Raw genomic sequence first — 13,224 nt, 5'->3', positions numbered from 1 at the left:
TTCAAAAGGGGTTTTATAAATGAGTGAGGAGGACCACAATGAGTTTCAGGAAGATGACAAAACAAACCAAAGGCAGTATCAGTAAAAGACTGGCTGTGATCGTTGCAGCAGTTCTTTTAGGAGTTTTTGCAGTCATGACTGTGTGCATCATTGTTTTTGTCGGAGGTAAAATGCTTACTGCCACAGACAAGACCATGTATGCAATGGCAGACAATGCTGCATCAAAAGTCCAGGCACTTCTGAATGTTTCCGATGATATCGACGAGAACATCCAGACTGTCATTAAGCGTATGTACGAATCCGAAGATAATGACTCCGGAATCAAGGCATCCTGGACAGTGGAGGGGGCAGTAAATGCTCAGCCTCAGCCCACCACAGGAAACTTTATAAGCCGTGTGACGGGAGAGAAGATCAGCGGTTCCAGATATGCGGCTGAAACCGTTGTACTGAACAATCTGATTCATGCAGTTTCAACCTACGACAATATAGTTGGTGCAGGTCTTCTTATGGAGCCGGGTGCATTTTCCAAAGATGCAAATCAGTTTGCGCCCTATATCTCAAAAGAAGACAATGCAAAGGGAGTAGTGGAAAACCTTGATTACGCCAGCTATTCAGGTGCAGATTATTATGCCAACGCAAAGTCATCTCTTGCAAATGGTTATTCATCTGCTTACGAGCTGAATGAACTGAAGGTCGTTACCCTTTATTATCCCATCGTTTCCGGTGGAAGCTTCAAGGGAGCTGTTGTCATCACTCTCGATACACAATCCTTCGGTATCATTGTTGACGCTCACCCTCCTTTCAACAATATGATCTACAATGTATTCAGCGGTGAAGGTGATTTCCTCCTCAGCAGTAATCTGGCAATCATCGGAACCAGCTTCAAGGATGTCATCGGAGATAAGTGCTTTGCAGATTTTACAGCAGGCGAAAAGACCCATGAGAGATTTAAGATCACAAGTACTTCACAGAAGAACGGTAAGGTAATCCGTTACTTCTCACCGATCGTAGTAGGAAACGGATACTGGTGGACACAGTGTGCACTTCAGCAAAATGATTATTATGCTCCGAATTACGAGATTTTCTTCTTCGTGGTTATTTTCGCGGTAATAGCATTAGCAGTGCTCAGCTTTGTTGTAGTAGCTCTTCTGACCAGGACTCTGGCACCTCTTAATCGTATCGGTGAAGCAGCTCAGAAGGTTGCGGCAGGTGACTTTGATGTTGATGTATCCTATGACGGTAATGATGAGATAGGTGTTCTTGCAAATTCAATCCATCAGTTTATAGAGAGACTCAGAAGTATCATAGGAGATCTCTCCGAGAACCTCACAGAGCTTGCTGATGGAAATTTCAACACAGACAGCAATCGTCACAGAGAGCTTTATGTCGGAGCTTATGCACCTCTTAAGGATGCAGTGAACAGCATAAGTACAGAGCTTTCTGTAACCATGCGGGAGATAAGAGAATCTGCAAATCAGGTTTCGGATGAAGCTGAGCAGGTTGCTTCCGGTTCTCAGGCATTGGCACAGGGCTCTACAGAGCAGGCCTCATCTGTTGAGGATCTTTCAAAGACCATGACTGAAATTTCCAAGAAGGTACTCAGTACTACGGAGCTTACGAAAGAGGCTGCAGCTATCAGTCAGGGTTCCAATGAAGCAGTCCGTACATCTAACAACAAGATGAGTGAGATGTCTGAATCCATGAATGAGATCACCGAGAAGGCAAATGAGATCAGTAAGATCATCAAGACCATTGATGACATTGCCTTCCAGACCAATATTCTCGCTCTTAATGCAGCCATCGAGGCAGCAAGAGCAGGCACTGCAGGTAAGGGCTTTGCAGTTGTAGCTGACGAGGTAGGAAATCTTGCCAAGAAATCCCAGGATGCAGCAAGCAGTACAGCGAAGCTTATCGAAGATACCATCGAAGCTGTCCGTAAGGGTGCAGGCATCACTGATGAAACTGCAATTGCACTTAACAAGGTATCCGACAGCTTTACAAGAATCGATGAGCTGGTAAGCAAGATCTCTGAGGCTTCCGAGCAGCAGAGTGCCGGCATACAGCAGGTAACAGACGGAATCGATCAGATCTCCTCTGTTGTTCAGACAAACTCAGCTACTGCAGAGCAAAGTGCGGCAGCCAGCCAGGAGCTTTCAACTCAGGCAGAAAGACTGGATGATCTTGTATCAAAGTTCCGGTTGAAGAATTAAGTTTCTGTCAAGATCCGTGTTTGATCCTATAATGTTTCAAACACGGATTTTGATAAGTTATGGGGGCGGTTTTTATGTTTCTGAATATGAAAAGAGCAAAAATCCTGGCCTCTGGGATGGCGATATGTTTTTTACTTATACATATTTTGATGTTCAATGTATTTTCACAATGCAACGTCGTCCCTATGGCAAGGTTCAATATATTCAGCATAGCTTTTTATCTGTCAATTCTTTTTGTTGTACATAAAGGCTGGCTTCCTTTTTATACCATCGCAGTGTATACGGAAGTTGCGGTACACATGACCCTGGCTGTGATTCTTACAGGCTGGGAAAGCGGATTTCAGGTCACCCTGATCGGCATGAATGTCCTTGCTTTTTATGCGGAATATTCAGGACACACACTAAAACTAAAGGTTTTACCCGTACTTCCCCTGAGCATAGCAGGAATGTTTTTATATCTTGGATCCTGTGTGTATCTGAATTATCACCCCGCACCCTATGCTCTACCAAAGATAGCCGAATTAAGGCTGTCGCTCCTGTGGGGATTCATAGTTTTTGTTGTAAGTATTTTCATCCTGCAGCTAATGGTCATCATAGCTGATTCTTCCCAGTTAAAGCTTGAATATCAGCTTTCCCACGATCATCTTACAGGATTACCCAACAGATATTTTCTTTCACAAAAATTTGAAACACTGAAAAACAATAACAGGCCGTTTTGGATCGCCATCGCAGATATAGATGATTTCAAAAAGATAAACGATAGCTTCGGACATAATTGCGGTGACTATATCCTGAAAACAGTTGGAGAAATTTTATCTTCAAAAGGAGTACAATGCTGTCGCTGGGGTGGTGAGGAATTTATATTTGTAGAAGAGCAGTCAGAGACCCTTCCGGACCGGTTTGCATTTCTGAATGATTTACGGCAGACCATAGAGGATCATCCTTTTGTCTATGAAGGAACGGAGCTTAAAGTCACAATGACCTTCGGTCTCGCACATTCTTCAGAAAGAAAGCCGAACATAGATGAAGTTATAAGAGATGCCGATGAAAAGCTGTATGCAGGTAAGTATGGTAGTAAAAACCGGGTAGTGGATGAAAGCAATTTTGAATACCACCTAAAATCAAAAAAAGAGTTCTTTGATTCAAATCGCTAACTCCTTGCTTACACAGCGGCAAAGCCTTCTGTATGAAAACATCGCCGCAGCCTGCCAGTCGGAATTCGCCTGCGTGGATGCCGTACAGGACTACATCTACAAGGAAACAGGAAAAACCATGACAGGGCAGGAGAAGCTTTATCTCGCTGTCCATATAAACAGGATAAGGAATTAATGGTGTCCAATTGACTGACATTCCATTAGCCGTCGGCTCTGAGTAACACTGAGCTGATGGCTCTTTTTTTGGTTGAATGACTTCAAATTTGATATTCTCTGATATGGGTCATTACATGAACATGATTTTCTTGACTGCAATACAGGTATTATCTGATATGGACCATTTCATCATCATGATTTTCTTGACTACAATACGGGTATTTTCTGATATGGACCATTTCATCATCATGATTTTCTTGACTACAATACGGGTATTTTCTGATATGGACCATTTCATCATCATAATTTTCTTGACTGCAATACAGGTATTTTCTGATATGGGTTATTTTTCAAGTGCAGAATGCCAACAGATTCAATAATCTGATGGCAGTTTTCATTTTTTATCAATATGAATAGTTAGATTCCATGATGCAAGTTCCGCACCTTTTGTGGTAAAATCATTTCATACATACATGGGTGAGAAAAATACTTTTCACTAATGTTTAATGAACGTGATAAAACCATTCTCGCACTCAGAACAATTTTCCGGGAATGGAGCTGATTTTTAAAAGGAGAAAACACCATGATTTACTACATCAAGGAAATGGAAGAGGATTTTCTTAATGACTTCGTCTACTGGTCTGACAACCATGGACAGTTTGAGAAGGATGGCAAGGATCTGAGTTATGATGAGCTTCCTAAGGATCTGCAGAGCGTGTATTCAGAAATCTGGGAAGAAAACAAAGATGGTTTAAGCTGCTGCCTTGCAGAGTTTAAAGGAGAGTATGGCATAGCCCTTGTGGCAGAGTATAGCCGTTCTTCCCAGGCCAGAGATCTCGAAATGGCAAAAAGAGTTGCTAAAACCCTTGAGGAAAAGAAGACTCCCGCAAAATCTGTAGTCATCCTTGCTTATGACCTGGGTAAAGTTTCCGATAATGGGGATCCATCAACCGTTGTAATCCTTTTCCTGCCTTCAAGTGTTTCAAAGAAGACCTTTAATACCAATGCCAAGATCTTTGGCGATATGGCATACAAAGCAGAGAAGCAGACACTTTATAAAGAGTATAAGGTTCCTTTTGTTTGTGAATTGTATGGAAGAATCGTTGTAAAGGCCAAGAACCAGGAAGAAGCAAAGCAACTGGCAGCCAAAGAGATAGCCGGCATGGCAGAAGAAGATATCTGGAAGAATACAACGTTGCTTCGTAATACCCTGAAGGTTGATGAAAGAAGTAAGGTTCTGGAGCAGAAGGACTGAGATACCGTCTATAACGATGATATTATGTTATCTTAATTTATAATCTCAATACATATCAGACAAGAATAATAAAAGCACATTTATATCAACAGGTTCCTATGCTAAAATGCCTATAGCAAAATGAATATTTCAATAGGAGACTAATATAATGGATTTAATACCAAGTTTTTCAGTTGATCATACACTGATCATTCCCGGCATATTCGTAAGCAGAGTAGATGTGGTGGGTAACGAAAAGGTAACTACTTACGATATCAGAGTCACAAAGCCAAACCGTGAGCCCCCCGTAGATGTGGCTGCCATGCATACCCTTGAGCATATTATCGCAACCTATCTCAGAAACGATCCTGACTGGAAGGACGAAGTAATCTATTGGGGCCCCATGGGATGCCTCACCGGTTTTTATCTTATCTTAAAGGGAAATCGCGCTCCTAAGGAAATCCATGACCTTCTTCTCAGAGCCTTTAGATCAGTTGCCGATTCAGACAGTGTTCCGGGCTCCAATGAAGAGAACTGCGGAAACTACCTCATGCACAATCTCTGGCTTGCAAAGTGGTATGCCGAAAAGTTTGCGGATTATCTTGAGGAGAATAAAGATAATCAGGCAATTTTTGAGTATCCGAAGACCGAGAGACTGGTAACCGATGACGGTCGTCAGTTCTTTGATTCATAACAGAATACTATACAGACTGTAATCTATCAGTAAATGTGTAAAAGTTCAGCCGGTGTACCATGGGGAGTGGGTGTAGTGACACACTACCTCCCCATGGTACACCGGCTGAATTACTGTGCTTATGTGCAATTTAAGCTGTCGCTCGAAGTATATTTTTTGCTTACAAACTCTCTTTAATTGTATAATCAAAGAGTAGATTGGAAATCCACAGGGGACGGTTCTCACCGGCGAGAACCGTCCCCGGCGGATTCATCCTCGGTGGATTTTTTATATTAATCGAAAGGTGGCTGACACTTTGCTCAAGTTTCTGAAAAAACATTTATGGATCGGTCTTATAGGCTCGCTGTTTATGGTGTGCGAGGTACTGATCGATCTGATACAGCCCAGGATGATGGCCCAGATCGTGGATAACGGTATACTCAAAGGAAATACAGATCTGGTATGGAGCGTTGGCATACGAATGATTTTTATAGTATTTCTGGGTGGCTGCTGCGGCATCCTTTCGGGAGTGTTCGTTAACATTTGCTCACAGCACTTCGGAAATGATCTTCGTAAAGCACTGTTCGACCGCATCATGAATTTTTCATTTGAGCAGATCGACGACTTCACCACAGGAAGCCTGATCACCCGAACAACCTCGGACGTGACCCAGGTGCAGACTATGGTTTCCCAGCTCATCCGCGGTGCTGTACGATGCATGATGTTTTTCTTTGCCGGCAGCTCATTCCTGCTTACTCTCAACGTGGCCTTCAGCCGCGTTTTAATGTTTACCATTCCCATCATATTGGCAGAAATCGCCTTTGTAGTGTGGAAGAGCGGTCCAATGTTTACGCATTTACAGACCCGGCTTGACCGCGTGAACTCTGTCATCGGTGAAAATATTGCCAGCGAGCGTGTAGTGAAAGCCTTCGTACAGGAACAGAGTGAAATAGAAAAGTTCGATAAGAGTAATCTTGATTTGGTCAACACCCGGTTTGAAGTACAGATCCTGATCAGCTGGATGCGGCCGGTCATGAACATTGTTTTAAATGCAGCCACTGTAGCCATCATCTATATAGGTGGTATGGAGGTTGCGGCGAGCAGGATGGAAATAGGAAGTCTGATGGCGGCCATTACCTATCTAAGTCAGATTCTGAGCGGAATGATGATGATGGCGATGATCTTCCAGACCATCACCCTGGGTCTTGCCTCCGCAAAGCGTCTTAAGGAGGTGCTTTCCTCCGTACCTGTTATTCGGGACGGTGACGCAAAAGATATCGAAAAACGCGGCGGCAGCATCGAGTTTAAAAATGTTTCCTTCAATTACCCCGGTCACCATCATGAGGTATTGAAAGACATCAGTTTCACCGTAGCCCCGGGTCAGACTCTGGCTGTTATCGGAGCCACCGGCAGCGGTAAAAGTACTCTGGTTTCTCTTATAGCACGTTTCTACGATGTAACAGAGGGAAGCGTACTGGTGGACGGAGAGGATGTGAAGCATTTTACTCTTCACGAATTAAGAGACCGTATCTCCTTCGTGCTTCAAAAAAGCGAGCTGTTTACAGGCACCATACGAAAGAACATCATGATCGGCAATCCCGGGGCAGACGAAGAGGATATGATCAAATCTGCCCGGGCAGCTCAGGCCGATGAATTCATTTCACATCAGCCTGATAAATATGATACTACCGTAGCCGAGGCCGGCATGAGCCTTTCAGGCGGGCAGAAACAGCGCATCGCAATTTCCCGCGCACTCCTGAAGCCGGCGGAGATCCTTATAATGGATGACTCCACCAGCGCCCTGGATCTGGGTACCGAAGCCAGATTATTTAAAGCTCTGGATGAGGGCTACGGAAATTTAACCAAGATCATCATAGCTCAGCGCATTGCGACTGTTATGCGTGCGGACCGTATTGCGGTTATGGACAAGGGTCGAATCGTAGGCATTGGCAGCCATAACGAGCTTATGGAAAACTGTGACGTTTACCGCGAGATCTATGATTCCCAGCTCAAGAAGGGAGGTGTGAAGGCATGAGTCAGCAACTGAATGCAAATGCAGGCTCCTTGCATATTCTTTCCATGAGTTCAGCGCAGAGTGGCTCCGGGAATTGGAAATCTGTCTCAAACACGCCTCAACCTTCCCTTGGACGTCGGGGTATGCGAGGAAACCTGGGAGCTCCTTTAGAAAAAGCAAAGGACAGAAAAGGTACCCTAAAGCGCCTGTTAAATTATTTTAAAAATGAATGGAAATACGTGATGCTTCTGTGTGTCACCATCATCCTCGGCGTGTGCATGGGCGTTATGGCTCCACGCTTTCAGGCCGAAGCCATTGACCACATAAAAAGTTCCGAGCTTGGGTCTCTCAAAAAGATACTCATCCTCATGCTTGCTGCATATGTGATTCACGGACTGAGCACACTTTTACAGGGTTTTCTCAGTGCGAAGCTTAGCCAGAGAGTCATATTCAGACTGCGGGGAGACTTGTTCCGAAAGATCACAAACCTGCCGATCGCATACATTGACACCCACTCCCACGGTGACATCATGAGCCGCATGACCAACGACGCAGAGAACATCGCTAACATTGTTTCTTCATCCCTCAGCAGCCTGCTTTCAGGAATGCTTATGCTCATCGGAACCATCGCCATGATGCTTTCCTACAGCCCGCTTTTGACGTTACTCAGCTGCTCTACGGTAATGCTTACAGTGGTGTTTACGACAAACATCACCAGGTACATGCGGAAATATTTCGTGAAACGCCAGGAGCTTCTGGGAAAGCTTAACGGAACAGTGGAAGAGATGGTGACCAACACCCGTACCGTCACTGCCTATAATCGTCAGGCAGCAGAAGTTCAGGGCTTTTCCGAAACAGCTAACGAACTTACGAAGACCGGAATCATAGCGGAGATCATCGGCGGTTCCATGGGTCCCATCATGAACATGCTGAGCAATGTCTCCTTCGTGGTGGTAGCGGTTTTCGGAGCACGATTTGCCCTGAGCGGAGACATTTCCATTGGAGTGATTTCTGCATTTATCATCTATGCAAAGCAGTTCTCACGCCCCATCAATGAACTCGCCCAGCTCTACGGTCAGATCCAGACGGCCCTTGCAGGTGGTGAACGTATCTTCCAGATACTGGACGAAAAGGAAGAGGATAAGAGCGGAGGAGAGATCGTAAAGCCTATTAAGGGCGTAATAGAGTTTAGAAATGTCAACTTCTCATATGTGCCGGGGAAACCTGTCATCAAAAACTTTTCATTACAGGTATGCTCCGGAAAGAAGATTGCACTGGTAGGCTCCACCGGCAGCGGTAAGACCACCATCATTAACCTGCTGATGCGCTTTTACCACGTGGATTCAGGTGAGATACTTCTGGACGGAAAGAGCATTTACGATATCTCCACAGATGAGCTGAGAGATGCCATCGGAATCGTTTTGCAGGATACGGTGCTCTTTACAGACACTATTCGCAATAACCTTTGCTATGCATCCAGGGACATCACTCAGGAAGAACTGGAATCAGCTGCCGCCTCCAGTCACTGTGACGATCTGATCGAGAATCTCACAGACGGTTACGACACAGTGTTGGAATCCTCCGGGGCAAACCTCAGCCAGGGCCAGAGGCAGCTACTCACTATATGTCGTGCATTCCTCTCGAAGCCCAGCATTCTGATCCTGGACGAGGCTACCTCCTCCGTCGATACCAGAACTGAAATGTGTATCCAGGATGCCATGACAGAGCTTATGAATCAGCGTACCAGCCTCATTATCGCCCACCGTCTATCCACTATTCAAGATGCAGACGAGATCATCGTTATGGATCATGGAGAGATCGTGGAGAGCGGAAATCATGAGGAGCTGCTTGCCAAGAAGGGCAAGTATCATGACCTGTATATGACACAGTTCGCGGGACAAGAAATATAGGAAAGGAGTATTATGAAATCAAAGAGTATATTAGCACTAGGTATGACTGCTTGTGTCATTGCAACAGGATGCAGCACTGCTTCTGTACCGGAAGCAACTGAAACTGAATTAACAAGGCCTGAGATGGCATTGGAAGAAACTGAATCCGTCGAAAATACAAATGATGATCATGAAAAGGAATCTGACAGTACTATGACAGACGCTTCACAGTATGTTTCATCCATTGAAAACAGCAACATAGATCCGGCTTTATATCTCGACTACTCAGCCGGTATCGAAGCAGGCGTCTACAAGTGGATTCTCAGTGAGGATGAAAATTACTATATCCTTGCAGCCCTCGATGAAAAGGGTGAACCCATCGAAGCAATACAGAAAGCAATAAATGTTGGCGCCAATAATCAGGAGTCTATCGACCTCGCAGGAGGAGATAAAAAAGGTGACGGTGCCGGACAAAGACAAGGCGGTGGCGGTCAGAATCAGGGTGGTATGCCAGGCGGCATGATGGAAATGATGAACCGGGGCACTGTATATCAGGGCGTTTACATTAACTCAAACATCACTAACACTGAGTACCAGACCATGGCAATCTATGTTCCCAAAGACTATATGAAAACAGATAGTGATGGTAATGTTACAGGCATTAATCATGAGGCGAAGATAGGAAACTATACAGCTGACACAGCTCCGGTTGTATATCTGAATGAAATGGGCGGCTGGCGTTCGAGTTCCCCGAAGGCAGCCGATACGTCTTTCCTTGACGAGGGCATGATCTATGTTTCCGCCGGCGGACGCAGCAGGGATGCGGTGGATGAGAACGGAAACATTACCGGAAAATCGCCTACACAGATGGTGGACCTTAAGTCCGGTCTCATCGAGCTTAGGGCAAACACCGACGTCATCCCGGGAGATATGACAAAGATCATCTCCACCGGTACTTCAGGCGGCGGACAGATGAGTTCAATACTTGGTGCTTCCGGAAATATGGCGGTTTACTATCCGTACATGTATGAGGCAGGAGTTCTGGGAGTCACAAAGAATGCTGACGGAAACTACTCCAGTGTCTTCGATGACAGTGTTTATGCCGCACAGCTTTACTGTCCGATCGCAGATCTTGAAAATGCCGATATCGCTTACGCCTGGTGGTGGGTAAATCTCGCTGACAAAGGCGGCATCTATAACGGCTCCATCACTGATTTTGAGAAGCGGCTTCAGGAACTTGAGGCCGAAGCATTTGTGGAATACATTAACGGCCTTAACCTCAGGGATTCAAAGGGTAATGCCTTAACCCTGACAGGTCTTCGTGAAGGAAGCTACTATGACGCCATCCTTCAGAATATTTCTGATGCTCTGAACGCTGCTGTCACAAACGGAGACATTAATCCTGATGAGGCATACAAAAACTATTCGGACTGGCTGACGAAAAATGATGATGAAACATGGCAGGTTACAGATCTCGATGGATTTATGATAGGTACTGGTCTTGTTAATAAACGCAACAAGGCAATTCCGGGATTTGACACCATGGATAAGTCGGCAGAAGGTGATGCCTTCGGTACAGATACAGATCAGGTAGTTCATTTCTCCAAGAGCGTGGCGCAAATCCTTTCAGATAACTATGAGGAGCTTTCTTCTCTTAAGGGTTTTGACAAGGAAGCTGTTGATGATTACATTGATGAGGTTCTGAACAGTGAAAAATCCGCTCTCATAGAGGAGCAGACAAATCTCCTTAATGCAACAGAAATCCTTCTGGCAAACAATGGTCATAATGCCGCTAACTTTGCTCACTACTGGAGAGACAGAAGCGGAACCGCAGACCAGCATACTTCCTTCTCGGTAGGCTACAATATCCTCCTGGCAGCACAGCTTAGAGGCGCAACTGTTGACTATCATCTTGTATGGGATATGCAGCATGGCAACAATGAGGGTACTTCAACCGGAACCATGATTGATTGGATCAAAGAGATCTGCTCGTAATATAGTTGCTTTGTTTGACAGAGCATTCTGAGAATGGTAAGATAAAAGCGTAAAGATAAATAAAAAAGGATGCCACCGGTTAAACGGCAGGCAATCCAGATTAAGCTATCAAAGAGACAGCCGCCTTAGTTTCGCACACCGGGGCGGCTATTCTTTTGCGTTTTTGCTGTTGCGTCCGATGGCGTATCCGAGACCGAACGCTGACAGCGCAAGGCTGATTACTGCGATTAATCCTTCTATCGTCAACATCTGCATTTACCTCCTTCTCGGTGAAGATTAAGAGCATAGGCTCCAGAACAACAGTTCCAGTCCGGAGGGCATATCACATTTGAATATTCGACCTCCGAACAAAGCGGAAGGCCTACCGTCCACCACACTTACGTGTTAAAGGTGACATCTTAGGTGGCGAGTTTATCATAAGGGCATTTATATTGTAAAGGATTATTAGTGAGATAAGCTTAAGAAGTCCTTATACACAGGGACAGTTCTTTCGAGAGCTGTCCCTGTTTTTATGTAACAGTTCAGCCGGGATGCCTTATTTTCGCAGTGAACAAGGCATTACATTGACCCATATTCCGGTTACCAGCATTTGAGTCATCCTGAATGGCAGGTTACATTGACTTAATTTCAGGTAATCTGGATTTGGGTCATCCTGAATGGCAGGTTACATTGACTTAATTTCAGGTAATCTGGATTTGGGTCATCCTGAATGGCAGGTTACATTGACTTATATTCTGAATTCTGAGTTTTAAGGTCAATCAGTGGCTCCAATAACCCCGGATGGTGGGGAAAAGAGTCGACCACGGTCTTCGCTACAAGGCATTCTATCTGAACTGGTGGATATTAATTTATGTTTCCTTTTGGGTGTTTAACGGGTATTTATATCCAATATATATCTTTTTATGGTTGAATATATTGTGAAAAGGTTATAATCAATACATGTAAACCACTTCGATTGACATCTGTATTTCAGAATTAAACGGACTATAATCCATATTCAAAAATGTGGTACGTTTTAAAATAATATCCACGGCAATCCTGTAGGTTTCCCATTTTGAATACGAAAGGAATTATCATGACTATTGAAGAAATGAAGCGGAAAAAGACTGAAAAGGGTTATACCAATGAAATGTTATCAAAGCTGTCCGGTGTACCTTTAGGTACTGTTCAGAAGATTATGAGCGGAGAAACTACCGCACCAAGAAAATTCACCATTGATGCACTGTCAAAGGTTCTTGGTGAAGAATCTGTTGACTATACAAAATCGACACCCTCAGGAAAAAGCGGTGTGTCTGAATCTTCTGTTGCATATTCTGCTGATGGAGAAAAAAGGAAATACACCATTGATGATTACTATGCAATACCTGATGACAGAAGAGTAGAACTTATAGATGGAGTTATTTATGATATGGGAGCTCCATCCTTAACTCATCAGAGAATACTTGGAGATCTCTTCGTTTTATTCAGAGAATGCACCACTGAGCACAACATGCCCTGTGAAGTATACCTATCACCTTGCGATGTTAGACTTGATAAAGATAATTACACCATGGTTCAGCCGGATCTTCTGGTGCTCTGTGGAGAGTATGATGAAAATGGCATCCGATACGAGGGCGCACCTGAACTTGTTATCGAAATATTATCCCCATCCTCCAGAAGCAAAGATATGTTGCTAAAGCTTTACAAATACCATAATGCCGGAGTCAAAGAGTACTGGATCGTAGACCCCAAACATAGATTAGTTTATGTTCATCAATTTTCGGATGAAGATTATGCCCCTAAACAGTATGCATTTGATGCTGAAATTCCTGTAGGAATATCAGGCGGAAAATGTAGCATAGATTTTTCAAAAGTGAGAGCGTGATAGAAATTTTATTCAAATTTTACTGACATTTATGT

Annotated in this window: 9 protein-coding genes; all 9 read left to right on the top strand. The window is 44.3% G+C overall.

Annotated elements, in window-relative coordinates; genetic code table 11:
• Nucleotides 1-38: 38 nt before the first annotated feature.
• Entirely contained in the window at nt 39-2,210 is a 2,172-nt protein-coding gene (locus tag T357_RS0103760) for a methyl-accepting chemotaxis protein (RefSeq protein ID WP_031548825.1), read from the top strand.
• A gap of 185 nt (nt 2,211-2,395) precedes the next feature.
• Nucleotides 2,396-3,364 (top strand): GGDEF domain-containing protein, encoded by a 969-nt coding sequence (locus tag T357_RS19935; protein WP_197027298.1) that lies wholly within the window; start codon nt 2,396-2,398, stop codon nt 3,362-3,364.
• Nucleotides 3,348-3,539, top strand: coding sequence for a hypothetical protein (locus T357_RS21090; RefSeq protein WP_139297930.1), 192 nt, complete (start codon nt 3,348-3,350; stop codon nt 3,537-3,539). The genes T357_RS19935 and T357_RS21090 overlap by 17 nt, the downstream gene beginning before the upstream one ends.
• Nucleotides 3,540-4,103: 564 nt before the next feature.
• Nucleotides 4,104-4,775, top strand: coding sequence for a hypothetical protein (locus T357_RS0103740; protein WP_031548820.1), 672 nt, complete (start codon nt 4,104-4,106; stop codon nt 4,773-4,775).
• Between the two features lie 148 nt (nt 4,776-4,923).
• Nucleotides 4,924-5,448 carry an S-ribosylhomocysteine lyase gene (locus T357_RS0103735; RefSeq protein ID WP_031548817.1) on the top strand — a complete coding sequence of 175 codons (525 nt, stop codon included), beginning with the start codon at nt 4,924-4,926 and terminating at the stop codon, nt 5,446-5,448.
• A gap of 295 nt (nt 5,449-5,743) precedes the next feature.
• Nucleotides 5,744-7,462 carry an ABC transporter ATP-binding protein gene (locus T357_RS0103730; RefSeq protein WP_031548814.1) on the top strand — a complete coding sequence of 573 codons (1,719 nt, stop codon included), beginning with the start codon at nt 5,744-5,746 and terminating at the stop codon, nt 7,460-7,462.
• Nucleotides 7,459-9,351, top strand: a complete 1,893-nt coding sequence (locus T357_RS0103725; RefSeq protein ID WP_242840057.1) for an ABC transporter ATP-binding protein — start codon at nt 7,459-7,461, stop codon at nt 9,349-9,351. The genes T357_RS0103730 and T357_RS0103725 overlap by 4 nt, the downstream gene beginning before the upstream one ends.
• Nucleotides 9,352-9,363: 12 nt before the next feature.
• The gene (locus T357_RS0103720; protein ID WP_031548809.1) at nt 9,364-11,325 is read left to right on the top strand and encodes a hypothetical protein; all 1,962 of its coding nucleotides are present in this window, start codon (nt 9,364-9,366) and stop codon (nt 11,323-11,325) included.
• A gap of 1,075 nt (nt 11,326-12,400) precedes the next feature.
• Nucleotides 12,401-13,189, top strand: a complete 789-nt coding sequence (locus tag T357_RS0103710) for a Uma2 family endonuclease (RefSeq protein WP_031548806.1) — start codon at nt 12,401-12,403, stop codon at nt 13,187-13,189.
• Nucleotides 13,190-13,224: the final 35 nt, after the last annotated feature.

It is taken from the genome of Oribacterium sp. FC2011 (genome assembly GCF_000701645.1).
Classification (GTDB): Bacteria; Bacillota; Clostridia; order Lachnospirales; family Lachnospiraceae; genus Oribacterium.
Note: the sequence above shows the minus strand (reverse complement) of the source record. Positions and strands in the feature narration are given on the sequence as shown.

Coding starts and splice junctions, on each gene's coding strand:
- T357_RS0103760 (WP_031548825.1), top strand. CDS start 39: ATGAGTTTCAGGAAGATGACAAAACAAACCAAAGGCAGTATCAGTAAA.
- T357_RS19935 (WP_197027298.1), top strand. CDS start 2,396: ATGGCAAGGTTCAATATATTCAGCATAGCTTTTTATCTGTCAATTCTT.
- T357_RS0103740 (WP_031548820.1), top strand. CDS start 4,104: ATGATTTACTACATCAAGGAAATGGAAGAGGATTTTCTTAATGACTTC.
- T357_RS0103735 (WP_031548817.1), top strand. CDS start 4,924: ATGGATTTAATACCAAGTTTTTCAGTTGATCATACACTGATCATTCCC.
- T357_RS0103725 (WP_242840057.1), top strand. CDS start 7,459: ATGAGTCAGCAACTGAATGCAAATGCAGGCTCCTTGCATATTCTTTCC.
- T357_RS0103720 (WP_031548809.1), top strand. CDS start 9,364: ATGAAATCAAAGAGTATATTAGCACTAGGTATGACTGCTTGTGTCATT.
- T357_RS0103710 (WP_031548806.1), top strand. CDS start 12,401: ATGACTATTGAAGAAATGAAGCGGAAAAAGACTGAAAAGGGTTATACC.